Below are 21,703 nucleotides of genomic sequence, written 5' to 3' on the forward strand. Positions count from 1 at the left end.
GCATGTCCGGATGGTACGAAGTGAGCAAAAGCAGCAACGGCCAGTTCAGGTTTGTGCTGAAGGCCGCCAACGCCGAAACCATTCTCACCAGCGAGCTCTACACCACCCGCGCGGCTGCCGACAGCGGCATTGCTTCGGTGCAGACCAATAGCCCGCTGGATGAGCGCTACGAGAAAAAGACCACCAAGGATGGTCATCCTTACTTCAACCTGAAGGCTGCCAACCACCAGATTATCGGCAGCAGCGAGTCGTACTCCAATGACGCCGCGTGTGCCAAAGGCATCGCCAGCGTCAAGGCCAACGGGCCGAGCAAAGTGATCAAGGACAAGACTTTGCCGGTGCTCTGAACCCGGCACATCCCTCTGTAGGAGCTGGGGCACGCTGCGATCTTTTGATCTTGATTTAAACATCAGGATCAAAAGATCGCAGCCTCGTTTCACTCGACAGCTCCTACAGGGTTTTGTGTGTTGCTGGTATCAGCGCAGGGTCTTGAGGATTGCTTTTAGCTGACCTCGCCCAGCCTCGTTCAGCGGAAACACCGGCAACCGCGGATCACCGACCTCCAGCCCCGTCTCGCGTAGCCCGGCCTTGATCGTCGCCGGCAAACCGCCCTTGAGGATGAAGTCCAGCAGCGGCAACTGGCGGTAGAACAACTCACGCGCCCGTTCCAGATCACCGGCCAGAGTGGCTGCGTACAGATCCAGATTCAGCTGCGGGATCAGGTTCGGCGCGGCGGTGCACCAGCCCTTCGCCCCGGCGGCAAACGCTTCCAGCGCCAGCGGATTGCAGCCGTTGTAGAACGGCACCTGACCGTCGCCGAGCAATTGAAGCTTGTGCATGCGCTGAATGTCGCCGGTGCTCTCTTTGACCATGGTCACGTTGTCCACGCCGTTGACGATGCGCAGAATCAGTTCCACCGACATGTCGGTGCCGCTGGTGGCCGGGTTGTTGTAGAGCATGATCGGCACGCCGATGCTGTCGCCGATGGCGCGGTAATGCGCGAGGATTTCCGCTTCCGTCAGCTTCCAGTAAGACGCTGGCAGCACCATCACCACGTCGGCGCCGTGGGCTTCGGCGAAGCGTGCGCGGCGTACGGCTTTGGCGGTGGTCAGGTCGGACACGCTGACAATGGTCGGCACCCGTTTGGCCACGTGTTTGATGCTGAACTCGGCGACCTGATCCCACTCGGCGTCGCTGAGGTAAGCGCCTTCGCCGGTGCTGCCAAGCGGGGCGATGGCATGGACGCCGCTGTCGATCAGGCGATCGATGGATTGGCCGAGTGCCGGCAGATCGAGGCCTTCGCCGTGGGCGTCGAACGGGGTGATGGTGTAGCCGATGATGCCGTGAATATTGGACATGCGGTGTCTCCTTGAAAAGCTGAAATCAGTTCAGGCAATCGGCGTGTTGGCGCAGGTTCTGCCGGGCGTAGTAGTTGAAAGCGGCGGCGTGGCGCTTGGGTTTCGACACCCAGTCATGGGCCTCGCGACCCAGTTGCGGAATGATCGGCTTGATCGTCCCGGCGGCCATCGCCAGCAGCTGCAGTCTGGCGGCGCGCTCGATCAATTGGGCGATGACGCAGGCTTCTTCGATCGTGCTGCCGGTCGACAACTGGCCGTGGTGCGACAGCAGAATCGCGCGCTTGTCGCCCAGTGCCCCGGCGATCAGTTCGCCTTCCTCGTTACCAACCGGCACGCCTGGCCAGCCTTCGAGAAACGCGCAGTCGTCGTACAGCGGGCACAGATCCATGTGGGAAATCTGCAGCGGCACTTCCAGCATCGACAGTGCGGCAATGTGCGTCGGATGGGTGTGGATGATGCAGTTCACGTCCGGCCGGGCGCGGTAGACCCAGCTGTGGAAACGGTTGGCCGGGTTGGCCATGCCGTGGCCTTCGAGCACTTCCAGGTCTTCGTTGACCAGCAGCAGATTGCTCGCGGTGATTTCATCGAAACCCAGGCCCAGTTGTTGAGTGTAATAGGTCCCCGGTTGTGGGCCGCGAGCGGTGATTTGTCCGGCCAGACCGGAGTCATGACCGTTCTCGAACAGGATCCGGCAGGTCAGCGCCAGCTTTTGCCGGTCAGTCCACGTATTATCCGCCAGGGTGTTTTGCATCTGGGTCAGCGCTTGCTTGACCAGTTGCGCTTTGGGTAGTGCTAATGTCTTGGCCATGTCTGTGTCCTTTGGGTGAGTGCAAATGACACGAAAGAGCCTATATGACACAAAGTGTCATAAGCAAGCATGAATTGTCGCTTCCTTGATGGAATAACTGCTGCGCATGTCTATCCGTTTGAAATTATTGAGAAAAAAACTTGGCGTAACGCTTGAGGCACTGGCCGAAAAATCCGGCATGACCAAGAGTTATCTGTCGAAAGTCGAACGCGGGTTGAACACTCCGTCGATTGCGGCCGCGCTGAAACTGGCGAAAGCGCTGAACGTGAAGGTCGAGGAACTGTTCTCCGAAGACAACGTCAGCCTCGACAGCTACAGTCTGGTGCGCAGCCACGAACGCCAGTCACTGGCGGCCAATGATCAGAGCCCGGGCTATGCGGTGCTGGCGCATCAGGTCAGCGAACGCAACCTGCTGCCATTCATCATCTACCCGCCGCGCGAATTCACCGACAAGACCTTCAAGGAGCACTTGGGCGAGGAGTTTCTGTTCGTCCACGAAGGGCAGGTGGAAGTGGATTTCATGAATGAGCGGGTGCTGCTGGAGCGCGGCGATGCGCTGCATTTCAATGCGCAGAAACCGCATCGGATCCGGTCGGTGGGCGAGGTGCAGGCGCAGTTGCTGGTGGTGGTGCACAGCAGCGAAGAATGAGCCGATTCTGCTGTTGTGGCGAGGGAGCTTGCTCCCGCTTGGCTGCGCAGCAGTCAGCGCTTTGCAGCTTGATATTTGGGGGCAGCTTCGCTGCCCAGCGGGAGCAAGCTCCCTCGCCACAGGTGATGTATTGGCTTCAGACTTCGACGGGCACTGACAACTTCGGATCACCCAACGCATGCGTCTTCGCATCAAAAAACCGCAACGCAACCCCGGTGCCCTCGAACACCTTCGCGTAATGCCGTTTCTGATGCTGGATGAACGCCGCACTGCGCGGATAAATCGAGATCGCCACGGTCGCAGGTTTTGCCAGCCGCAGCGCCCGCACGATGTGCGCATCCTGCTCGCCCAGCGCATGCCCGAAGATGCACAGGTTGTGCGCGTGCCCCAATAACTGCTCATAACAGAACGACAGATAATCCGAACTGCGGATGGTCTTGAGCTTGTCCGCGCTCGGCCCTTCGGTGACGAACAGCGGCACATCATCCAGGGTCTTGATCGTATTGTTGATCGCGAAACTGCCGAGCAGGGTGCCCTCGGTCGAGGTCAGTTTGCGCGCGGTGCCGTCCTGATTGCGCACCAGGTGCAGGCCACCGTGCAGGTACAGCAGACGCGGTTTGGCACTGGCGCTTGCGCTCAGATCGAAACTGGCGTCGGGGCCGTTGAACAGGTCGTCGATGGCTTCGCTTTTGTGTTGCAGCGCCCAGTAGTTGAGCAGATCGTAATTGGTGGTGAACACCGTGCGATAACGCGCCAGCTCGTCGTTGAGCGTGGCCAGGGTCGAGGTCTGCACCAGGCGCCATGGAATGTGCACCGCATGCACGGCGTTGATCAGCGCTTCCTTGATCGCGTAATAGCGATTGCGCGGTGCGGCCGAACTGACCGCCAGCGCCTTGTTGACCCGGCTGGTAGTTTTCAGCGCACCGAGTACCTGCTCGAAGCTACGCGTCTGCATCGCATCGAACACGCTCAGTTCCGACGGGCTCAGTGGCTTCTCTTCCACGGTGCGCGCGTTTTCGAACAGCGAGTCGTAGCCGAAATCGTCCCACACCGCGCGACTGGCGCCATTGCCCACCAGCAGACCGTTGAAGTCGGCGGTGGCGCGCAGGGCGCTCCAGTCTTCGAGGGTGGCATCGACATCCAGAAAATCGCTCATTGCTTGGCACATCTCAAAACATAGGGGCTGATGGACGGCGACTTTATCACGAGCGGGCATTGAGCCAGATCAACATCGGTGCTGACCGATCGGTCGATTCTGTGCACATCCGCCGGATCGGAGCAGTCGATTCGGCCCCAGTCAGGAGACGCGCATGAGCAGCACTTTTTTCATTCCGGCCGTAAACATCATGGGCAACGGATGCCTGGACGAGGCCATGGTTGCGATCCGCAACTACGGTTTTCGCAAGGCGCTGATCGTCACTGATACGGGGCTGGCCAAGGCTGGCGTGGCAACCATGATCGCCGAGAAACTGGCGATGCAGGACATCGATTCGGTGATCTTCGATGGCGCCAAACCCAACCCGAGCATCGCCAACGTCGAGTCCGGTCTGGCGCTGCTCAAGGACAGTCGCTGTGATTTCGTGGTGTCGCTGGGCGGTGGTTCGCCCCATGACTGCGCCAAGGGCATCGCCCTGTGCGCAACCAACGGCGGGCAGATCCGCGACTACGAAGGCGTCGATCAATCGAGCAAGCCGCAGCTGCCGCTGATCGCTATCAACACCACCGCCGGCACCGCCAGCGAGATGACCCGTTTCTGCATCATCACCGACGAGTCACGCCACGTGAAAATGGCCATCGTCGACCGCAACGTCACGCCGCTGCTGTCGGTCAACGACCCGGCGCTGATGGTCGCCATGCCGAAAAACCTGACCGCCGCCACCGGCATGGACGCGCTGACCCACGCCATCGAAGCCTACATTTCGACCGCGGCCAACCCGATCACCGACGCCTGCGCACTGAAGGCCATGACTCTGATCAGCAACAACCTGCGTCTGGCGGTGCGTGACGGCAGCGACCTCGCGGCGCGGGAGAACATGGCTTACGCGCAGTTCCTCGCCGGCATGGCGTTCAACAATGCGTCGCTTGGCTACGTGCATGCGATGGCGCACCAGTTGGGCGGTTTCTACGACTTGCCCCATGGCGTGTGCAATGCAGTGTTGCTGCCGCACGTGCAGACTTTCAACGCGCTGGTCTGCGCCGAACGCCTGACTGACGTCGCCCACGCCATGGGCGCGGACATCCGTGGTTTCAGCCCGGAAGAGGGCGCTCAGGCGGCGATCAACGCGATCCGTTGTCTGGCCAGGGACGTCGACATACCGGGCGGCCTGCGTGAACTCGGCGCCAAGCTCAGCGATATTCCAGTGCTCGCCACCAACGCACTGAAAGACGCGTGCGGTCTGACCAACCCACGGACGGCGGATCAGCGGCAGATCGAGGAGATTTTCCGTAACGCGTTTTGAGCAGGGTACAGCCTCGACACGTTCCGAGGTTTTTCGCGCCACCTCTGACGCCATCGCGAGCAGGCTCACTCCTACAGGGGAACGCATTTCAACTGTAGGAGTGAGCCTGCTCGCGATGGCTGTCTTCCAGACATCGAATAACCCTCTGGATTAACCGACTGCTGCCACATTCCTCTCAAACACCCCACCAAACTGAATCAACATCACCCCGCCAATCAGCAACAACGCCCCCAGCGCGCGCGATAACGTCAGCTGTTTCTCCACCAGCCCGAACAGCCCGAAGTGATCAAGCAGCATCGACGCAATCACCTGCCCGGCCAACGCCAGCGCAACAAATCCCGACGCGCCGAGCCTGGGCAGCAACATCACCGCCAGCGCCACAAAACACACGCCGAACGCACCGCCAGCCCACATCCACAAGGGTGCCTTGCTGATAAAACCCAGCGACGGCAGCGGCAGGCGCAACGCCAGAATCACCGGCACCAGCACCAACACACTCACCAGCAACGAGGCCAGAGTTGCCCACAACGGATGGCCGAGTCCCCGTGCCAGGTTGCTGTTGATCGCACTTTGAAACGGCACCACCGCCCCGGCAAACGCGGCCAGCAGCAACAAACCGGTCCACTGCAACGTACTCATGATCACTCTCCAACAGGTTTTGCTGGACTCTAAGGTATTCGTCGCGCAGATTTAAATTCCGTTTTGTCATCCAGAACATGCACAAGATGAATGATCTGCGCCGTATTGATTTGAACCTGCTGGTAGTCCTCGATGCCTTGCTCAGCGAGCAGCACGTCACCCGCGCTGCCGAGCGGCTGCACCTGAGCCAACCGGCAGTCAGCCATGCGCTGGCGCGTCTGCGCGACTTGCTCGGCGATCCGCTGCTGGTGCGCGCCGGTTCGACTTTGGTGCCCACGGCGCGGGCGCTGGAACTGGTCGCGCCGCTCGCAGAAGCGTTGGCCCAAGTGCAATCGCTGTTGGCGCCCAACACTTTCGATCCGGCGACTGCGCGGCGGACCTTTCGCGTGGCGATGTCCGACTACGGCGCGGCCATCATCCTGCCCGGGCTGATCCGCACCCTGCGCCGAGAGGCGCCGGGCATCGACCTGCAAATCAGCCATGCCAGCCGCGAAGGCATGCTCGAAGGCGTGCTCAACGGCGACATCGACCTGGCCGCCGGGGTGTTCCCGGAAATGCCCAACGAGTTGCGCTGCAGCGCGCTGTTCGAAGAACGCTACGTCTGCCTGCTGGATCGCCGCAGCTTGCCGGCCGACGGCGTACTGGATTTGCCGACTTACCTGTCGCGCCCGCATGTGTTGCTGGAAATGCGCGGCAGCGGCACCCCGGAAATCGAACGAGCGCTGACCTCATTGCGCGAACGCCGCCGCGTCGCCATCAGCCTGCCGCACTGGAATGTCGCGCCGCAGTTGATCAGCGGTACGGATCTGATTCTCACGGTGTCGTCGCGCAGCGTGCGCGAGATTGATCAGCAGGAACTGATTGTGCTGCCGCCACCGTTCGAGATCGCGCCGTTCACGTTTGTGCTGGCGTGGCATAGGCGCCGGGGTGGGGATCAGGCGTTGAACTGGTTGAATCGCCGGATTGAGGAGGGGATAGATCGATCCGGGAGCCGCGATTGATAATGGCCTACCACGTGCGCGGAGGAAGCCTGCGAGTATGGAAGACGCGCAGAACCTGAAGTCGGCCCTGACGAACCCGGTACGGAATCAGATAGGGGCGATCAGGGAGCGCCCACTCTCTGGTTCCGGGCAAACGTCCCTCGCGCCCGGAGGCAGGAAAGCGGGCAAGGTGATCGACGCAGTCGAGAATGGCTTGAACAAACTCTGAGGCTGCCTGCGGATTTTCAATCGCGATGTAGGCCGCTTCGTCATCGAGATTCCTGAGTGCGGTACGCAGCCACTCAACGCGCATTGGCATTCCATTTGTTGGCGATCGCCCTGACGTCATCGGCAGAAGCGAAATCACCGGCATCGGCTTCGTTCAGCGCTTTTTGGATTTCTTCAATTTGCCAGGCTTCGCGCGCCAGGTATTCGCGCAATGCATCGACTGCCAGATAGGACTTGCTGCGCCCGGTCGCTTTGGCGAGGTTGGCCAGCGTATCTGCAATTTCGTCGGGAAGCCGCAAAGACATGACGGACATGATGATCTCGGTGTAGTGGTTTGTAGTGCAACATACTACAGCGTCATACTTGTCCCGGCCCGCCATTCGTCTAACGGTTGCGCACATGACTTTTATCAAGGAAGAAACATGACCTGCAGAAACACCTTCATCCTGGCTTTTGCATTTATGGCCATCACCACCCAGGCCCACGCCGCCTGCACAACCAAGAGCTTCGACGGCAAATCCATGTCGCGCTGCAATGTCTGGCCGGCGTTTCCGAGTCAGGCGATTTCGGTCAAATCCACCTATCTTGCCGATTCCGGTAGCGACGATGCCGGGGCGTTCGATCTGGAACTGGCGCTCCTCAACGCGAGCAACGCCAAACCCATTGCCACCTACCGTAAGCCGGGCGCCTACAACTCCGATGCCGTGCGCCTGGATGATGTGCGCATCGACACGGCGCGCTACCGATTGACGCCGGATATCCGCGCCTTTGGGTTGCGCGCGAAGTTCGCGCACAGTTCCCATGCCATTCCCTACGAAAAAACCGATCTGGCGCTGTATGTGCGCGAGGGCGATGAGTTACGTCCGGTGCTTGAAGGCCTGGTGGTCTTCAAGGACAACGGTGAGTTCGTAAATGACTGCGAGGGCTACAGCAAAAAAATCCGCCGGACGCTCGAGATCGCTCCAACGAGCCACAATGGTTTCGCCGATCTGATCGTCACCACCAGCGGCAGCAAAATGAAAAACACCCGGTCCGGCAATCAGTGCATATCGACAAACACCGAGCTGAAGAAAAAGCAGATCACCCTGACGTACGATGGCCAGCAGTACAACGTTCCTGAAGACCTCAGAGGTTACTGATCCCATGCTCACCGGTCTCAACCACCTGACCCTCGCCGTCAGCGATTTGCCCCGCAGCCTGGCGTTCTATCGCGATGTGTTAGGTCTGCGCGTCGAAGCGACATGGGATGCCGGTGCGTATCTGTCGCTGCCGGGGCTGTGGTTGTGCCTGTCGCTGGATGCGCAGCGTAACGGCGAGCCGTCCGTCGACTACACCCATTACGCGTTCAGCCTCGCCGAGGCAGATTTTCCGTTGTTTGTGCAGACGCTAAAAGCGGCGAATGTGAGGGAATGGCGCGACAACCGCAGTGAAGGCGCGTCGTTCTACTTTCTCGACCCTGATGGCCACAAGCTCGAGGCTCACGTCGGCGATCTCGCGTCGCGACTGGCAGCCTGTCGGCACAAACCGTACGCGGGCATGCGTTTTTACGACGCGTCGTGATCTGGCGTTGCGGGCTGATATAGACTGGCCATCACTTGTACTGGCGACAGCAGGTTTTTCATGACTCCATCGCTGCTAATGGCCGTTCTGGCCTCGGGTTTCATTTACGGCATCACGCCAGGGCCTGGCGTTCTGGCGGTGTTCGGCATCGGCGCGGCGCATGGCCGGCGGGCCGGGGCCGGGTTTCTTTGCGGCCACCTGCTCGGTGATGTGGTCTGGTGCAGCACCGCGCTGATCGCGATCGTTGGCGCCCGCGAGATCGGCAGCACCGCGTTCGATGTGCTCGGCGTGCTCAGCGGCTTGTACCTGTTCTGGCTCGGCTGGCGTGCAGTGCGGGCCAAACGTCGCAGCGCTGATCAGCCACAAGGTGCAGCGCGTCAGCCTTTCTGGCACGGCATCCTGTTCGGCCTGACCAATCCCAAGGCTTACCCGGTGGCGGTGGCGACCTTTACCGCGCTGCTGTCGAGCCGTGCCGAACTGCTCAACTGGTCGATGCTGCCGGCGCTGATCGCCCTGAGCTTCTTCGGCGGATTGCTGGCTTACGCTATCTTGATCGGCGTTGTCGGCGCCCAACGGGTACGCACGCTGTATCAGCGCCATGAGCTGATGATCACGCGGTTGTGTGGCGTGATGTTTATCGGTTTTGCCATCAATGCGCTGGTGCATGCGCTGCCGGGATTGCTGCCGAACAAGGCTTGAAGTTGTGTGCAGGGATGTGTGAACAAAGGGTCAGGGATGGTTGATCAGTGCTGCATTGTCCGGACATCCACGCTGAACCATGGAAAGCCGAAATTCCGCGCCGCTGGCGAGTTACATGGACCTGTTGCTGGATGCCGTCTGTGCGGTGGACAGGCAGGGCCGTTTCGTTTTTGTCAGCGCCGCCTGCGAGCGTATTTTCGGTTATACCCCTGAAGAACTGATCGGCCGGCAAATGATCGAGCTGGTGCATCCCGCAGACCGTCAGCGCACTCTCGCTGCCGCCCGCGACATCATGGGTGGCGAACCCAAGCACAATTTCGAAAATCGTTACGTGCGCAAGGATGGCCGCATCGTCAACATCCTCTGGTCGGCGCGCTGGTCGGAGGTCGACCAGCTGCGCATCGCCGTGGCCCGCGACATCACCGAGCGCAAGCAGGCGGAATCGCGTCAGGCTGCGCTGTATGCGATTTCCGAGGCGGCGCATGTCGCCGAAGACTTGCTGGCGCTGTTCAAACGCATCCACCTGATCATCGGCGAATGGTTGCCGGCGCTGAATTTCTCCGTGGCGCTGTACGACGAGCACTGTGCGCAGTTGAATTTTCCCTATCACGTCGATGACCACGAATTGCAGCCCGAGCAACCGGGCACCGTCACCGGGCGTTTGTGTACGGAGGTCATCCGCAGCGGTCAGCCGATTCTGCTGACGCCGGACAGCCCCGACGCCTCGCCCGACTTCGCCGCGCTGGTGACGGGGCAGGACTCACCCTGCTGGCTCGGTGTGCCGCTGAATTCGAAGAACGGCACCATCGGTGCGCTGATCGTCAAAAGTCTGCCGGGCGGCGAGCGTTACACCGAGCAGGACAAGGAATTGCTGCAATACGTCTGCGCCCAGGTCGCGACCGCGATCGAGCGTCAGCAACTGCACGCGCGGCTCAAGCGCATGGCGCAGTACGATCAACTGACCCAGCTGCCCAATCGCGGATTGCTCAAAGAGCGCCTCAAGGCTGCGTTGGCTGCTGCCCGCGAAACCTCGGGAAACATGGCGCTGCTGTACGTCGATCTGGATCGCTTCAAACAGGTCAACGACACATTTGGCCATGCGGTCGGCGACATGCTGCTGCAAACGGTGGCGAGCCGGCTCAAGGGCTGCGTACGCGATACCGATACCGTGGCGCGCATCGGTGGCGACGAATTCGTGGTGCTGTTGCACAGCGTTCACGCCGCTGAAGACGCCGACATCGTCGCCGGAAAAATCCGCCAGGTACTGATGAAGCCGATGCGCCTGGACGGTCACAACCTGCACATCGAACCGAGCATCGGTGTGGCCCGTTATCCCGAACATGGCAGCGAGGAACAGCAACTGTTCCGGCATGCCGACCAGGCGATGTACACCGCCAAACGCCTCAATCATCGGGCGGTGGATAACTGAGCCAGTGCGCGCCGTTCGTCGCGGCGCGGGCAACTTTTCTAAACCTTTGGCAGTCCGGCAATTCTCAATCTAGGCGGGCACCTGCTCGCCAACGATCAATACCAAGAGGAAGAGAATCATGCCTAATTCAAGAAACTCGAACTCGGGAAACTTCGCCAACGATCGAACGAAGGCCTCTGAAGCCGGTCGCAAAGGTGGGAAAACCACCACCACGACAGTCGACAAAGAGCCTGCGAAAACCGAAATGGGCCGCAAGCCAGCTCAGAAGTCGAAGTAGTCGGTGAGGTAGTTTTGATTGAGAGGCGGGGGCGCAAGCCCCCGCTTGAATTTGCAGAGATAGGAGGGCGCGACCATGAGCCGGATGGCCACCCAGATACGTCGTTTCAGTTTTGCCACGCTGTTGGGTTTGTTCGCGGGCACAGCATTCGCCCAGTCGCCTGCCGACTTCATCAACGATGCGTCCGCCAAAGGCATGGCCGACATCGAAGCCAGTCGTCTGGCGCACCAGAAATCCGAATCCAAAGAGGTCAAGGATTACACCATCGTCGTGATCAATGACCGCACCACGGCCAACCAGCATCTGGCGAAGATCGCGAAGAAACTCGATCTGCCGGTCGCGCCCCGTGAAGAAATCGCCGACAAGGCCAAGACCATGATCCCGCAGGTTAAAGACGGCGAAACCTTCGATCAGGCCTACGCCGCGAGCCAAGTGAAAGCGACCGAAGAAGCGATCCAGCAGATTCAGCAGGAAGCGCAGTCGACCGACGTGCCGGAAATCAAGGCCTTTGCCGACGAGACACTGCCAAAACTGCAAAGCCATCTGGAAATGGCGCGAGCGCTGCAAGCCAGCCGCTGATACTACCTGCCAATCAAAAGATCGCAGCCTGCGGCAGCTCTTACACCATTCCATGTAGGAGCTGCCGCAGGCTGCGATCTTTTGCTTTGTTCAACTTTACTTAGCAGTCATTCAAATCCTGCTTCGGCTTGCTCTTCTCCCCCAGCCCATCAAGATTGAACACCTCGCTTTCCCCCAGGCTGCGGTAATGCTTGCGCAGCGCCTCGAGTTGTTTGAGATCCAGCGATTCCAGCCCGAGCATCGCGTTCTGCGCTTCTTTATTCACCCGCAGCAACTCATCAAGCTTCAGGTGCAGGATGTCGGTATCGCGGTTCTGCGTGTTCTGGATCAGGAACACCATCAGAAAGGTGATGATCGTGGTCGAGGTGTTGATGATCAGTTGCCAGGTGTCATTGAAATGAAAAATCGGCCCGCTCAACCCCCACAGAAAAATCAGGATCAATGCGCCCATGAACGTTTTCGGGCTACCGGCCCAGAGGGCCAGGGTCTGGGAGATTTTCGCGAATTTCATTGCCGTGTTCCTTATTGGGAGAGCTTGAAATTCAGACATCCGGGGCGCGATGAAAATTCTACTTACAAATGACGTCTGCCAAAAATTGTGAGGGTGAAGACATCCCTTGCAATAAGCCTCTCTGGAACTGTCCGCAGCGCTGCCTGTATTGTGACGAACCGCAGGAATGTCCCGACAGGAGAACGCAATGAGTTGGTCCGCCAGACAATACGTCGCTTTCGAAGATGAACGCACCCGCCCGGCCCGTGATCTGCTGGCGGCGATTCCCACGGTTCAGGCGCGATCGGTGGTCGATATCGGTTGTGGCCCGGGTAACTCTACCGAACTGCTGGTGCAGCGTTTCGAGCAGGCGCAGGTCCGAGGGCTGGACAGCTCGGCGGACATGATTGACGCGGCGCGCAAGCGGCTGCCGCAGTTGCAGTTCGAGGTCGCGCAAATCGATAGTTGGGCGGATCAAGGGCCGTTCGATGTGATCTTCGCCAACGCCGTGCTGCAGTGGGTGCCGGATCACGCGACGTTGCTGCCGGCGTTGGCGGGTAAACTTTCGGACGGTGGCAGTCTGGCGATCCAGATGCCGGACAACCTCAACGAGCCTTCCCATCGACTGATGCGCGAAGTCGCCGCCAATGGCCCATGGGCCGCGAAACTCGCCGGCGCCGCCGGGCAGCGCACCGACATGGCGAGTGCCAGCGAATACTTCTCGATGTTGCGTCCGCACTGTTCGCGGGTCGATGTGTGGCGTACTACCTATCACCATCAGTTGTCAGGTGGAGCGGCGGGGATCGTGGAGTGGTTCAAGGGCAGTGGCTTGATTCCGTTTCTGAGCCCGCTGAGCGAAGAGGAGCAGACGCAGTATCTGCAGCAGTACCTGGCGGCCGTTGCAGAGGCGTATCCGGCGTTGCCGGATGGTTCGGTGCTGTTGCCGTTTCCTCGGCTATTTATCGTCGCGACTCGCTAAGGGCAAACAACAATTCTGTGGCGAGGGAGCTTGCTCCCGCTGGACTGCGAAGCAGGCCCAAGGTCTTCGGGGCACTTCGCGCCCCAGCGGGAGCAAGCTCCCTCGCCACAATGCATGTTTCGCGAGTTAGCGCTGCACCGCCACCAACATCATCATCGGCCGCTCCCGCTCTTCCGCCAGCGCCGGTTGCGCCGCCACCTCCGCATCGCTCGGCCCCCATTCATTGACATGGCGAATGGCAAAGCCCGCCGCGATCAACGAATTCAACAGCGTGCCAATCGTGCGATGCTGCTTGATCACCCCGTCGGCCAGCCAGTGGGTCACCCGCTCGCCTTCCATTTGATAACTGTCCAGCGGCCAGCGCTTGTGACCGTCGCTGTCGACCAGCCAGCCCGGATTGCGCGGGGCCATGAAGATCGGGTGTTCGATGGAGAACACAAAATGCGAACCCGGTTTCAACGCTACGTACAGACGAGCGAACAACCCTGGCAGGTCCTTGATGTAATGCAGCGCCAGCGAACTGTAGGCCAGATCGAAACTGCAGGTCGGCAGGTCGATGTGTTCAAGATCGGCGCGTTCATAGCGGATGTTCGCCGCCGTAGTGGTTTCACGCGCGCGCTCCAGCATCTTTTCCGAAACATCCAGCCCCAGCACATTGGCGGCGCCATGTTCACTAGCCCAACGGCTGAACCAGCCATAGCCGCAGCCGAGGTCGACCACATTCAAGTCGTGCATCGATGGCAGCAAAGCCTTGAGCGCCGGCCACTCCGGCGCGGCATCGAGGCCACCGATTGAACGGTTCATCTGACTGTAACCCTGGAAAAAATCCGGGTCGTCGTAAATGTTTTGCGTCATGGGGGAAATACTCTTTTGAGTTCGGTCATCAGCGGCAAAGTGGCCGCGCCATGGAGTCCCTCGAAAGTCAAAACGCGTATTCGTCGATGGCCGCGCAGGGGGGAGGGTGGTGGGTGAAGTGGAAATGCTAGCGGGTCGTGGGGAGGGTGAGAACCGTGGGTGTGTTGTGGATCTGTAATGTCGGAAAAATCTTCAGGGTTTCAAAAAGTGTGATTTGCAAGGATATGCAGTCATCGCAACAACTTGATGTTGTGATCAATTCGGCTTTGAATGGTACGCAGGGTTTCCTGAGTGATCGCGCCAGGATAACGATCATTTGCCACAGTTGAGAATTGGCTGGATACGTCGCAAAAGCGCTCAATGATAACTCCTGCCTCATAGGCACCAACCTCCGCTTCTGCTGCCAGTCCAAGCATGGCCTTTCGGTCGATTTCCAACGCTTCGCCCATCACATCCATCTGGTGATAACCACCCGGCCCCTCGCAAAAGGTCACATCGTAGGCCGGGGCTAATTTCCAGTCGCCAGTTCGTGACATGGTGTAGGCAAAGTTTTTGGGGTGATCGTCTCGATTGTGGAACGCAACGTTGAATACAGCTCGCTCGAACGCTCGAGCTTTTTCTCGTACATCATTGGTGCATCTCTGCGTCGCGCGCAGGAAGTTGACGTAGTCCAATGCTCCAGGGGATCGAAAATCTGCTCCGGTGAAAGCTGCGAGACTTTGCATGGGGACGCGCAGCCCGTCCTGTCGATCAAAGCGTTTGCTGGCGAAGGCAGCCATTCCGTCTGACAGACTGAAGTATTGCGTGTCTGGTGTTTGAATGCCGCAGAGGCGCAAGCACTCGGCATAGACCATTTCGATAGCGCACACTTCGGGGTGTTCGTGCTGGGCCGGGAATTTCACCAGCCATGCTTCAAAAGCCGGAGTGGCGGCAGTGGTGAACGTCCCGGTATCAGGATCGCGATAGACCAGAGCCTTGGGTCTGGCACCTTGCGGAGAGCCTCCAACCAGCAGCAACTTCTGAAGAAGCTCGCCCCCTTCACCTTTCAGCACTTGTTGCACTTCGGCTGCAAGCAATTCAATGGGAACATGCATCTGCGGTTCTAGCACCTCAGGCGCCACAGGCTTGAACGACATGGCGCCCATGGCATTGTTGCCAATGTAGGCCAGTCGCTCCAAGGGGCCGATGCGTGCGGGATTCAGGCCGCGACGTTTGAATAGACGATCCATCAGCAGCATGCCCCAACCGTCGGGCAGCGAGTCATAGACGGGGCCTGGCAATCCCAACTGATGTTGCGGGAAATCCCGGCTTAATTTTGCGCCTTGTAAAGGAAGTTTCAGGGACGAAAGTTCGAGTCCTCTTTTTTTCGCTTCGTCGCTGTACTCAAACACCACCAGCGGACGGCCGGTCAGCGCTGCGGTGGAAGCCAGTGTGCCCCACCGCCAATGGTCACCCCAACCCTCGTAGTAGACGTCTACTTTCTCAAGCATTGTCGGATTTCCTTTTGATGCGGTAACGCTTGGCACTGTTTTCGTAGCGCAGGATGTCGTCCAGAGTTTCAAGCTTTGGCAAGAACAGGTTTTCGAGTTCCTTGCTGCGTCCAAGTACCATGGCGACGCGCACCAGATTTTCGAAGCCCACATTACGCCCGGCCTCAAGATTGGATACCGTGTTGGTTCCGATGCCGGCACGTGCGGCCACATCTGCTTGTGTCATCTCCAGAGCGAGTCGATCAGTGCGCAGGCGTTCACAGATCCGCTTGACGATCTCACTTGGCTTGCTAAGGCTCAAATCCAACATAATGGGTCTTACACCTCAAAAGCTACTTTAAACCCGGTAATTCTGGATTTATCCAGGAATTTGTCATCCATGCGTTATTCCTGTTTATTGTGGCTTATCTTTTAAAAATCGCAATAACCCACAGAAAAATGGAATTATTCAAATTTGGTTGAGGAGAGGTCCGAGTCAGGAGAATCATCATTCATGGTGCCTTGCCACAAATCCCGGACACAAAAAAACCGGCCCTGTAGGCCGGTTTTTTCTGTTCCTGCATCCCCCGTGATAACACGACGTGGGACCTGATTGAGTGGAGCGGGTAGAGGGAATCGAACCCTCAACTAAAGCTTGGGAAGCTTTCGTTTTGCCACTAAACTATACCCGCTCAGAGCGGCTGACTTTGTACCAGAGTCGGGCGCAGATTTGAAGTTTTTCTTTTGCTCGCAGCGCGTTACAGCATTGAAAACGGTCATCCGCGGGCGAATCTGCAGGACAGTCCATGCTGGTTTTTCAGCCCCACAGACTCGCTCGCGACGACGCTTTTTCAAATGGCCAATGCATGGTGATCCTGGACGAACGAGTAGCGCGTTCGGCTCGACTGTTGTGACGGTTTCAGGAAACCGAGCAGGGCGTTCTGGCTATCGCGGCACGCAGCCTTGTGCTCCATGTCGAGGAAGTGCCCAGTGGCCTGCAGCGTGGTGAAGGTGCTGTGCGCCACGTGGTTGGCAAATATCCGAGCGTCTTCAGCGGCGGTGTACTCATCCCATTCGCCGTTGAGAAACAGCACCGGCACGTTGATCTTCTTCGCCGCATTCAAATAGCACTGACGATCGCTGTGCAGTACGTCACTGATATGGAAGTGCATCTGTCCGTATTCGTGCTCGGCCAGGCTGCTGACGTGGCGATAGTTGAAGCGCTTGAACAGTGACGGCAGGTGTTTGCCGATAGTGCTGTTGACCAGATGCCCGACGCGGTCGCCGTCGCGTTGGCCGAGGTAATCGACACCGCGCTCAAGGTAATCAAGCATGTGTGCGTTGATCACCGGCGAGAACGAGCTGATCACGGCTTTCTCGATACGCCGCGGCTGTTGCGACAGGGCAACCAGAGTCGCCGCACCACCCCAGGAAAACGACAGCACGTGTTCGGCGCCGAAATGGTCGATCAACTCCAGCAAGATCAGCCCTTCGACTTCCTTGGTCAGATGTTTCTCGTGACGGTTGTGGATTTTCGACTTGCCCGCGTAGGGTTGGTCGTAGCAAACCACGTTGAATTGCGGGTGCAGGTTTTTCACAGTCTGTGCAAACGACGCAGTCGTGGCCATCGAGCCGTTGACCAGGATGATGGTCTTTTCTGCGGCGTCTGCGCGATAGAACTCCGTGTAAACCCGATACTGACCCTGTATATCCAGCACAGCGATTTCTGGCCTCATGTCATAAGACTCCTGGCAAGCAAGCGGGTATGCGCGCAAATAGAGATTGCACGAGCTTTGTGACAGGTAGGCATACGCCTGGAATTTGCTTGGCCCATGTCGATCCATGACTGCGGTCGACGGGTGTTGTTATTGGCGGGCAGTCTGCCGGCTGAGGCGCAACCCGAGGGCTGACGACCGGCAAAAAGTTTCTTGGAAGTATGTTGTGACTCATCGGTCACAATTTGGCCGACGTCCTGATTCAAGCAGTGGGAGAGGGATCGCGCAAGTGCCGTTGGTAAATTGTTCGACAACTTCTGCTGAGCGGTCGCCGGCTTAGAACAAATGGATCTCTTCGGTGCGCAAGGCGCGATACTCGCCCGGTTTTAGCGCGTTATCCAGCGACAGCGGGCCCATGGATTCGCGGTGCAGGCGCAAGACTTTGTTGTTGAAGTGACCAAACATGCGCTTCACCTGATGGTAGCGACCCTCGACGATGCTCAGGCGCGCCGCTCTTGGGCCGAGCACTTCGAGTTGCGCCGGTTGCGTGGTCAGGTTTTCGAAGGCGAAGTAGATGCCATCGGCAAACGTGAGGGCGTATTGCGGCCCGATCTCCTGTTCGGTCTCGACGTAATAGACCTTCGGCAGTTTGGTCTGCGGTTGGGTCAGGCGTCGCGACCAACTGCCATCGTTGGTGATCAACATCAGTCCGGTGGTGTTGAAGTCGAGGCGACCGGCGATGTGCAGGTCGTCCTTGTCCGGTTCATCGATCAGGTCAAGCACGGTCGGGTGCTGCGGATCGCGAGTGGCGCTGACGCACCCCGGCGGTTTGTGCAGCATGAAGTAGCGTGCCGGTTTGCCGAGTTGCAGGACTTCTTCATCGACTTCGACGCGGCTGAACTCCAGCACTTCGCTGTGCGGGTCGCTGACGACTTTTCCGTCGATCCGCACGCGCTTTTCCACCAGCAACAGACGAACCTGCTGACGGTTATAGCGGGGCAGGTTGCTGAGAAAACGGTCGACGCGCATGGTCAGGAATCGGCGAACAAAGGGCTGCGTATCTTACGGGATCGGCCGCGCCGCTGCCTGCAGTTGCGCCTCCACTTGAGCGCAGCGCGGACACAGGCAGGATTTGTCACGCAGCGCCGCCGGCAGCGCTTCAAGCACGGCGGGGTCGATGCTCACGCCATAGCACCAGCAGGCCTGATCGGCGGTGCGCGGGTCGGCCAGGGTGCAATCGTTACGTGCGCCGCAGGCCGGGCAGAGGTCGGGTTTGGTGTCGGAATCAGGCATAAGTCGGGTGAGGCATTTTTCCACGCAGGTGCGGTTACGGCCGATTTGCTTGGCCCGTTGCATCGCATGATCGGCCCGGGACGGTAGCCTGTGCAAGCTCGCAGGCCAACCGTGGGAGCAAACCTGCTACCACAGAGGATTTTCAGTGTGACTGACGCCGCTGATCTGAAGCCTTTCCGCGCCCGGCACTTGCCCCCGACGTGACAGTCAAAACTGTGTCGGCTGCGCTGTCTTGCTGCGGCCGCTGGTCTTTCAGGAGGCCGTCATGAGTACTTCAAAACTGTTGCGCCGGGTGCTGCTGGGAGCGGTGCTCGGCCTGGGTCTGTCCGGGTGTTATTACTACGCCGGTCCTTACGATGCTTACCCCGCCACTTACTACTATCCCGGCTATTACTCACCTTATTACTACGGCGGTTATTACGGCCCGCGCTATTACGGTGGCGGACATTATTACTACGGCGGCTACGGTTATCGCGGTGGTTATGGACGCGGTTATCACGGCGGCGGCTATCACGGTGGGCACCACTGATCGGCGGCTGAATGAAAGTGTTTTTCAAATGAACAGGATTTCATCAATCACATGTTTCAACTTGTTACGAAAGCGCACCAGATTCGGAAAACGCTGTCTGATTATTCGTCAGTCACCCAATAAACGACTGATGCCTGCCAGCGTCGCTGGTGCGGCTACCCGCGGTCCAGGAGGCCGCCATGTATCGACGAATTCTTCTACTTGCTGCGATGATGTTTTCCGTTGCCGGTTGCGCTCCCTACTCCTACGCAGACAGTTATTACAGCTCAGAGGTCTACACCTCACCCGCTCCGGCGTACTACAACACTGGCGGCACCTATTACAGCGGTGGCAGCACCTACTACTCGGCCCCGCGCTACTACCAGGCGGCCCCGCGTTACTACCAACCGGCCCCGCGTTATTACTCGGCGCCACGTTACTACCAACCAGCGCCGCGCTACTACGAGAGCCGCCGCTGGCACGACAATGATCGCGGGCGCTGGGACGGGCACCGTGGTGGGGGTTGGGATCGTGACCGTGGTGGCCGTGATCATCACGGTAACCGCGGTGACCACGGCGGTCGAGGTGGTCGCTGGTAATTCACCGCAAACAAAAAAGCGGCGCATTGAGCGCCGCTTTTTTGTGCCTGCGATTTGCCGGGTGTTCAGTAAACCGTCAAATCCGCCAACGGATGCCGACCTTCCCACACCTTGTGAAAATGCGCCTCGACCACCGCATCCGGCACGGTATTGATATCCGGCCAATGCCAGTGCGGTTTCTGATCCTTGTCTATCAATCGTGCGCGCACGCCTTCGCTGAATTCCGGGTGCCGGCAGCAATTGAGGCTCAGGGTGTATTCCATCTGGAACACTTCGGCCAGCGACAGGTAGCGAGCGCGGAGGATCTGTTCCCAGACCAGATGCGCGGTCAGCGGCGAGCCTTCGCTCAGGGTGTTCGCGGCGCGGGCGATCAGCGGGTCGCTGCTGTCGCGTTGCAGGCTGATGGCTTTCCAGGCGCAGGTGACGTCGCTGACGTCGAGCAGTTCGTCGATCTGCTGACGGCGCGGCAACCACTGCGCTTCGGGCATCTGCCCCACGGCTTCCTGTTGCAGGGCCTTGAACAGACTGTTGAGCTGCATGTCGGTCTGTTCCTGCCAATTCAGTTGCAGCAGGCCTTCGATCAGTTGCGGTTGCTGTTCTTCAAGCAGGAAGCGATCGGCCAGATCCAGATCGATGGCATCGCGCCCGTTCATGTGCGCGCCGGTCAGGCCAAGAAACAGACCGAGCTTGCCCGGCAACCGTGAGAGAAACCAACTGGCCCCGACGTCCGGATACAGACCGATGGTGATCTCCGGCATTGCCAGGCGACTACTTGGTGTGACGATCCGCGTGCTGGCGCCTTGCAACAGGCCCATGCCGCCGCCGAGCACGTAACCGTGGCCCCAGCAGATCAGCGGTTTGGGGTAGGTGTGCAGGTTGTAGTCCAGGCGATATTCGGCGGCGAAAAACTGCGCGGCCAGTGGTGGGACTTCGCCGGGATGGGCGCGACAGGCCTCCACCAGGCTGCGCACCTCGCCGCCGGCGCAGAACGCCTTGGCACCGTTGCCGCGCAGCAGCACGCAGACGATTTGTGAATCCTTGGCCCAGGCGTTCAGTTTGTCGCTCAGGGCGTTGATCATCGGCAAGGACAGCGCGTTGAGCGACGTTTCAGCATCCAGGCTGGCGATTCCGAGGCGGGCGCCGTCGGTGCCGGTGAGTTCTTCGAAGTGCAGATTCATCGTGACCTCGATCGGGAATTTGAGCGTTCAGTATGATCGCTGTGTGGGAAAGTGCCGGATCTGCGTCAGATCAATTGACAAGCGTGGTCGGCTTTCCTAGGGTTCGCCCCATTGTTTTTGCCGGGTATGACCATGACTGCTGACGACCGTATCAAACTCGAACCAAGCTGGAAGGAGGCACTGCGTGCTGAGTTCGACCAGCCTTACATGGCAGAGTTGCGCACTTTTCTGCAGCAGGAGCGGGCGGCCGGCAAGGAAATCTACCCGCCGGGACCGCTGATTTTCAACGCGCTGAATTCGACGCCGCTGGATAAAGTCAAAGTGGTGATCCTCGGCCAGGACCCGTACCACGGCCCGGGCCAGGCCCACGGCTTGTGCTTTTCGGTGCAACCGGGCGTGCCGGCGCCGCCGTCGCTGGTCAACATCTACAAAGAGCTGAAACGCGACCTGAACATCGACATCCCCAACCACGGTTACCTGCAGAGCTGGGCCGATCAGGGTGTGTTGATGCTCAACACCACCATGACCGTCGAGCGCGCCAATGCCAACGCGCACAAGGACAAGGGCTGGCAGTTCTTCACCGACCGGATCATCGAACTGGTCAGCGAACGCCAGCCGCACCTGGTGTTCATGCTGTGGGGCGCGCATGCGCAGAGCAAGCAGAAACTGATCGATGCGACCAAGCACCTGGTGCTGACCTCGGTGCATCCGTCGCCGTTGTCGGCTTATCGTGGATTCCTCGGGTGCGGGCATTTCAGCCGGACCAACAAGTTTCTCGAGCAGAATGGCGAAGCGCCGATCGAGTGGCGTCTGCCGCCGATTTGACTGGCTGAGTAAATCTGTGGCGAGGGAGCTTGCTCCCGCTCGGCTGCGCAGCAGCCGCAAAACCTGTGATTTCGGTGTGCCAGAAGCACCCGGTTCAAGGATCTCGGGTCTGCTGCGCAGCCCCGCG

Annotated in this window: 28 protein-coding genes and 1 tRNA gene; 14 read left to right on the forward strand and 15 right to left on the reverse strand. The window is 59.2% G+C overall.

Annotated features, from left to right (window positions below):
• Positions 1 to 2 precede the first annotated feature (2 nt).
• A complete protein-coding gene (locus ABV589_RS21760; RefSeq protein WP_041070456.1) occupies positions 3 to 347 on the forward strand; it encodes a YegP family protein in 345 nt (114 codons plus the stop codon).
• A 129-nt stretch (positions 348 to 476) separates the two neighbouring features.
• On the opposite strand, the gene ABV589_RS21765 is transcribed toward ABV589_RS21760, so the two are convergent.
• Positions 477 to 1,358 (reverse strand): dihydrodipicolinate synthase family protein, encoded by an 882-nt coding sequence (locus ABV589_RS21765; protein ID WP_367083570.1) that lies wholly within the window; start codon positions 1,356 to 1,358, stop codon positions 477 to 479.
• A 25-nt stretch (positions 1,359 to 1,383) separates the two neighbouring features.
• Positions 1,384 to 2,166 carry an aldolase gene (locus tag ABV589_RS21770; RefSeq protein ID WP_367083572.1) on the reverse strand — a complete coding sequence of 261 codons (783 nt, stop codon included), beginning with the start codon at positions 2,164 to 2,166 and terminating at the stop codon, positions 1,384 to 1,386.
• Positions 2,167 to 2,272: 106 nt separating this feature from the next.
• Here ABV589_RS21770 and ABV589_RS21775 point away from each other — a divergent pair, with 106 nt between their 5' ends.
• Complete coding sequence (locus tag ABV589_RS21775) at positions 2,273 to 2,815, forward strand: helix-turn-helix domain-containing protein (protein WP_027614428.1); 543 nt, start codon at positions 2,273 to 2,275, stop codon at positions 2,813 to 2,815.
• A 136-nt stretch (positions 2,816 to 2,951) separates the two neighbouring features.
• Here the strand turns inward: ABV589_RS21775 and ABV589_RS21780 are convergent, their stop codons facing one another.
• Complete coding sequence (locus ABV589_RS21780; RefSeq protein WP_367083574.1) at positions 2,952 to 3,971, reverse strand: DUF4917 family protein; 1,020 nt, start codon at positions 3,969 to 3,971, stop codon at positions 2,952 to 2,954.
• 154 nt (positions 3,972 to 4,125) lie between these two features.
• On the opposite strand from ABV589_RS21780, the gene yiaY reads away from it, so the two are divergent.
• Positions 4,126 to 5,274, forward strand: a complete 1,149-nt coding sequence (gene yiaY / locus ABV589_RS21785; protein ID WP_367083576.1) for an L-threonine dehydrogenase — start codon at positions 4,126 to 4,128, stop codon at positions 5,272 to 5,274.
• A 150-nt stretch (positions 5,275 to 5,424) separates the two neighbouring features.
• Here yiaY and ABV589_RS21790 read toward each other — a convergent pair whose 3' ends face one another.
• Entirely contained in the window at positions 5,425 to 5,913 is a 489-nt protein-coding gene (locus tag ABV589_RS21790) for a DMT family transporter (protein ID WP_367083578.1), read from the reverse strand.
• A gap of 77 nt (positions 5,914 to 5,990) precedes the next feature.
• Between ABV589_RS21790 and ABV589_RS21795 the strand changes: the two genes are divergently transcribed.
• The gene (locus tag ABV589_RS21795; RefSeq protein ID WP_367083580.1) at positions 5,991 to 6,914 is read left to right on the forward strand and encodes a LysR family transcriptional regulator; all 924 of its coding nucleotides are present in this window, start codon (positions 5,991 to 5,993) and stop codon (positions 6,912 to 6,914) included.
• A gap of 7 nt (positions 6,915 to 6,921) precedes the next feature.
• On the opposite strand, the gene ABV589_RS21800 is transcribed toward ABV589_RS21795, so the two are convergent.
• Positions 6,922 to 7,206: a type II toxin-antitoxin system RelE/ParE family toxin gene (locus ABV589_RS21800; protein ID WP_367083582.1), complete on the reverse strand. Its 285-nt coding sequence runs from the start codon at positions 7,204 to 7,206 to the stop codon at positions 6,922 to 6,924.
• Complete coding sequence (locus ABV589_RS21805; protein WP_103485684.1) at positions 7,196 to 7,435, reverse strand: ribbon-helix-helix protein, CopG family; 240 nt, start codon at positions 7,433 to 7,435, stop codon at positions 7,196 to 7,198. The genes ABV589_RS21800 and ABV589_RS21805 overlap by 11 nt, the downstream gene beginning before the upstream one ends.
• Before the next feature lie 108 nt (positions 7,436 to 7,543).
• On the opposite strand from ABV589_RS21805, the gene ABV589_RS21810 reads away from it, so the two are divergent.
• The 6 genes from ABV589_RS21810 to ABV589_RS21835 all read left to right on the forward strand — a co-directional run bounded on the left by ABV589_RS21810 (position 7,544) and on the right by ABV589_RS21835 (position 11,665).
• Entirely contained in the window at positions 7,544 to 8,260 is a 717-nt protein-coding gene (locus ABV589_RS21810) for a hypothetical protein (protein ID WP_367083584.1), read from the forward strand.
• 4 nt (positions 8,261 to 8,264) lie between these two features.
• Complete coding sequence (fos, locus tag ABV589_RS21815; protein ID WP_367083586.1) at positions 8,265 to 8,681, forward strand: fosfomycin resistance glutathione transferase; 417 nt, start codon at positions 8,265 to 8,267, stop codon at positions 8,679 to 8,681.
• Between the two features lie 60 nt (positions 8,682 to 8,741).
• The gene (locus ABV589_RS21820) at positions 8,742 to 9,380 is read left to right on the forward strand and encodes a LysE family translocator (protein WP_367083587.1); all 639 of its coding nucleotides are present in this window, start codon (positions 8,742 to 8,744) and stop codon (positions 9,378 to 9,380) included.
• Positions 9,381 to 9,459: 79 nt separating this feature from the next.
• Positions 9,460 to 10,809 carry a diguanylate cyclase gene (locus tag ABV589_RS21825; protein ID WP_367083589.1) on the forward strand — a complete coding sequence of 450 codons (1,350 nt, stop codon included), beginning with the start codon at positions 9,460 to 9,462 and terminating at the stop codon, positions 10,807 to 10,809.
• 118 nt (positions 10,810 to 10,927) lie between these two features.
• A complete protein-coding gene (locus ABV589_RS21830; RefSeq protein ID WP_003222499.1) occupies positions 10,928 to 11,086 on the forward strand; it encodes a KGG domain-containing protein in 159 nt (52 codons plus the stop codon).
• A gap of 75 nt (positions 11,087 to 11,161) precedes the next feature.
• Positions 11,162 to 11,665 carry a DUF4142 domain-containing protein gene (locus ABV589_RS21835; protein ID WP_027614439.1) on the forward strand — a complete coding sequence of 168 codons (504 nt, stop codon included), beginning with the start codon at positions 11,162 to 11,164 and terminating at the stop codon, positions 11,663 to 11,665.
• A gap of 100 nt (positions 11,666 to 11,765) precedes the next feature.
• Here the strand turns inward: ABV589_RS21835 and ABV589_RS21840 are convergent, their stop codons facing one another.
• Entirely contained in the window at positions 11,766 to 12,176 is a 411-nt protein-coding gene (locus ABV589_RS21840) for a low affinity iron permease family protein (RefSeq protein WP_003222503.1), read from the reverse strand.
• A 187-nt stretch (positions 12,177 to 12,363) separates the two neighbouring features.
• Between ABV589_RS21840 and tam the strand changes: the two genes are divergently transcribed.
• The gene (gene tam / locus ABV589_RS21845; protein WP_367083592.1) at positions 12,364 to 13,134 is read left to right on the forward strand and encodes a trans-aconitate 2-methyltransferase; all 771 of its coding nucleotides are present in this window, start codon (positions 12,364 to 12,366) and stop codon (positions 13,132 to 13,134) included.
• 126 nt (positions 13,135 to 13,260) lie between these two features.
• Here the strand turns inward: tam and ABV589_RS21850 are convergent, their stop codons facing one another.
• The 7 genes from ABV589_RS21850 to ABV589_RS21880 form a co-directional block, all read right to left on the reverse strand.
• Positions 13,261 to 13,989, reverse strand: coding sequence for a class I SAM-dependent methyltransferase (locus tag ABV589_RS21850; RefSeq protein WP_367083594.1), 729 nt, complete (start codon positions 13,987 to 13,989; stop codon positions 13,261 to 13,263).
• A 230-nt stretch (positions 13,990 to 14,219) separates the two neighbouring features.
• Positions 14,220 to 15,479, reverse strand: a complete 1,260-nt coding sequence (locus ABV589_RS21855) for a type II toxin-antitoxin system HipA family toxin (RefSeq protein WP_367083596.1) — start codon at positions 15,477 to 15,479, stop codon at positions 14,220 to 14,222.
• Positions 15,472 to 15,789, reverse strand: coding sequence for a helix-turn-helix transcriptional regulator (locus tag ABV589_RS21860; protein WP_003222513.1), 318 nt, complete (start codon positions 15,787 to 15,789; stop codon positions 15,472 to 15,474). Before ABV589_RS21860 ends, ABV589_RS21855 begins: the two co-directional genes overlap by 8 nt.
• Positions 15,790 to 16,076: 287 nt before the next feature.
• Positions 16,077 to 16,150: transfer RNA gene (locus ABV589_RS21865), tRNA-Gly, on the reverse strand.
• Positions 16,151 to 16,309: 159 nt separating this feature from the next.
• Entirely contained in the window at positions 16,310 to 17,194 is an 885-nt protein-coding gene (locus ABV589_RS21870) for an alpha/beta hydrolase (RefSeq protein WP_367083598.1), read from the reverse strand.
• Positions 17,195 to 17,509: 315 nt separating this feature from the next.
• On the reverse strand, positions 17,510 to 18,202 hold the full coding sequence (locus ABV589_RS21875) for a pseudouridine synthase (RefSeq protein WP_097086657.1): 693 nt from the start codon (positions 18,200 to 18,202) through the stop codon (positions 17,510 to 17,512).
• Positions 18,203 to 18,235: 33 nt separating this feature from the next.
• Positions 18,236 to 18,466 carry a cysteine-rich CWC family protein gene (locus ABV589_RS21880; protein WP_367083600.1) on the reverse strand — a complete coding sequence of 77 codons (231 nt, stop codon included), beginning with the start codon at positions 18,464 to 18,466 and terminating at the stop codon, positions 18,236 to 18,238.
• A 265-nt stretch (positions 18,467 to 18,731) separates the two neighbouring features.
• Between ABV589_RS21880 and ABV589_RS21885 the strand changes: the two genes are divergently transcribed.
• Positions 18,732 to 18,995, forward strand: coding sequence for a hypothetical protein (locus ABV589_RS21885; protein ID WP_367083601.1), 264 nt, complete (start codon positions 18,732 to 18,734; stop codon positions 18,993 to 18,995).
• Between the two features lie 179 nt (positions 18,996 to 19,174).
• Positions 19,175 to 19,573 carry a hypothetical protein gene (locus ABV589_RS21890; protein WP_007963255.1) on the forward strand — a complete coding sequence of 133 codons (399 nt, stop codon included), beginning with the start codon at positions 19,175 to 19,177 and terminating at the stop codon, positions 19,571 to 19,573.
• Between the two features lie 65 nt (positions 19,574 to 19,638).
• On the opposite strand, the gene ABV589_RS21895 is transcribed toward ABV589_RS21890, so the two are convergent.
• Complete coding sequence (locus ABV589_RS21895; protein ID WP_367083603.1) at positions 19,639 to 20,751, reverse strand: enoyl-CoA hydratase/isomerase family protein; 1,113 nt, start codon at positions 20,749 to 20,751, stop codon at positions 19,639 to 19,641.
• 132 nt (positions 20,752 to 20,883) lie between these two features.
• On the opposite strand from ABV589_RS21895, the gene ung reads away from it, so the two are divergent.
• Positions 20,884 to 21,576 (forward strand): uracil-DNA glycosylase, encoded by a 693-nt coding sequence (gene ung, locus ABV589_RS21900; protein ID WP_096796634.1) that lies wholly within the window; start codon positions 20,884 to 20,886, stop codon positions 21,574 to 21,576.
• The last annotated feature ends 127 nt before the right edge of the window (positions 21,577 to 21,703 follow it).

The sequence above is a fragment of the Pseudomonas sp. HOU2 genome, assembly GCF_040729435.1.
Taxonomy (GTDB): Bacteria; Pseudomonadota; Gammaproteobacteria; order Pseudomonadales; family Pseudomonadaceae; genus Aquipseudomonas.

What these genes read in the sequence shown, in the direction of transcription:
- ABV589_RS21760 (WP_041070456.1), top strand. Translation starts at nt 3, where the DNA reads ATGTCCGGATGGTACGAAGTGAGCAAAAGCAGCAACGGCCAGTTCAGG.
- ABV589_RS21765 (WP_367083570.1), bottom strand. Translation starts at nt 1,358, where the DNA reads ATGTCCAATATTCACGGCATCATCGGCTACACCATCACCCCGTTCGAC.
- ABV589_RS21770 (WP_367083572.1), bottom strand. Translation starts at nt 2,166, where the DNA reads ATGGCCAAGACATTAGCACTACCCAAAGCGCAACTGGTCAAGCAAGCG.
- ABV589_RS21775 (WP_027614428.1), top strand. Translation starts at nt 2,273, where the DNA reads ATGTCTATCCGTTTGAAATTATTGAGAAAAAAACTTGGCGTAACGCTT.
- ABV589_RS21780 (WP_367083574.1), bottom strand. Translation starts at nt 3,971, where the DNA reads ATGAGCGATTTTCTGGATGTCGATGCCACCCTCGAAGACTGGAGCGCC.
- yiaY (WP_367083576.1), top strand. Translation starts at nt 4,126, where the DNA reads ATGAGCAGCACTTTTTTCATTCCGGCCGTAAACATCATGGGCAACGGA.
- ABV589_RS21790 (WP_367083578.1), bottom strand. Translation starts at nt 5,913, where the DNA reads ATGAGTACGTTGCAGTGGACCGGTTTGTTGCTGCTGGCCGCGTTTGCC.
- ABV589_RS21795 (WP_367083580.1), top strand. Translation starts at nt 5,991, where the DNA reads ATGCACAAGATGAATGATCTGCGCCGTATTGATTTGAACCTGCTGGTA.
- ABV589_RS21800 (WP_367083582.1), bottom strand. Translation starts at nt 7,206, where the DNA reads ATGCGCGTTGAGTGGCTGCGTACCGCACTCAGGAATCTCGATGACGAA.
- ABV589_RS21805 (WP_103485684.1), bottom strand. Translation starts at nt 7,435, where the DNA reads ATGTCCGTCATGTCTTTGCGGCTTCCCGACGAAATTGCAGATACGCTG.
- ABV589_RS21810 (WP_367083584.1), top strand. Translation starts at nt 7,544, where the DNA reads ATGACCTGCAGAAACACCTTCATCCTGGCTTTTGCATTTATGGCCATC.
- fos (WP_367083586.1), top strand. Translation starts at nt 8,265, where the DNA reads ATGCTCACCGGTCTCAACCACCTGACCCTCGCCGTCAGCGATTTGCCC.
- ABV589_RS21820 (WP_367083587.1), top strand. Translation starts at nt 8,742, where the DNA reads ATGACTCCATCGCTGCTAATGGCCGTTCTGGCCTCGGGTTTCATTTAC.
- ABV589_RS21825 (WP_367083589.1), top strand. Translation starts at nt 9,460, where the DNA reads ATGGAAAGCCGAAATTCCGCGCCGCTGGCGAGTTACATGGACCTGTTG.
- ABV589_RS21830 (WP_003222499.1), top strand. Translation starts at nt 10,928, where the DNA reads ATGCCTAATTCAAGAAACTCGAACTCGGGAAACTTCGCCAACGATCGA.
- ABV589_RS21835 (WP_027614439.1), top strand. Translation starts at nt 11,162, where the DNA reads ATGAGCCGGATGGCCACCCAGATACGTCGTTTCAGTTTTGCCACGCTG.
- ABV589_RS21840 (WP_003222503.1), bottom strand. Translation starts at nt 12,176, where the DNA reads ATGAAATTCGCGAAAATCTCCCAGACCCTGGCCCTCTGGGCCGGTAGC.
- tam (WP_367083592.1), top strand. Translation starts at nt 12,364, where the DNA reads ATGAGTTGGTCCGCCAGACAATACGTCGCTTTCGAAGATGAACGCACC.
- ABV589_RS21850 (WP_367083594.1), bottom strand. Translation starts at nt 13,989, where the DNA reads ATGACGCAAAACATTTACGACGACCCGGATTTTTTCCAGGGTTACAGT.
- ABV589_RS21855 (WP_367083596.1), bottom strand. Translation starts at nt 15,479, where the DNA reads ATGCTTGAGAAAGTAGACGTCTACTACGAGGGTTGGGGTGACCATTGG.
- ABV589_RS21860 (WP_003222513.1), bottom strand. Translation starts at nt 15,789, where the DNA reads ATGTTGGATTTGAGCCTTAGCAAGCCAAGTGAGATCGTCAAGCGGATC.
- ABV589_RS21870 (WP_367083598.1), bottom strand. Translation starts at nt 17,194, where the DNA reads ATGAGGCCAGAAATCGCTGTGCTGGATATACAGGGTCAGTATCGGGTT.
- ABV589_RS21875 (WP_097086657.1), bottom strand. Translation starts at nt 18,202, where the DNA reads ATGCGCGTCGACCGTTTTCTCAGCAACCTGCCCCGCTATAACCGTCAG.
- ABV589_RS21880 (WP_367083600.1), bottom strand. Translation starts at nt 18,466, where the DNA reads ATGCCTGATTCCGACACCAAACCCGACCTCTGCCCGGCCTGCGGCGCA.
- ABV589_RS21885 (WP_367083601.1), top strand. Translation starts at nt 18,732, where the DNA reads ATGAGTACTTCAAAACTGTTGCGCCGGGTGCTGCTGGGAGCGGTGCTC.
- ABV589_RS21890 (WP_007963255.1), top strand. Translation starts at nt 19,175, where the DNA reads ATGTATCGACGAATTCTTCTACTTGCTGCGATGATGTTTTCCGTTGCC.
- ABV589_RS21895 (WP_367083603.1), bottom strand. Translation starts at nt 20,751, where the DNA reads ATGAATCTGCACTTCGAAGAACTCACCGGCACCGACGGCGCCCGCCTC.
- ung (WP_096796634.1), top strand. Translation starts at nt 20,884, where the DNA reads ATGACTGCTGACGACCGTATCAAACTCGAACCAAGCTGGAAGGAGGCA.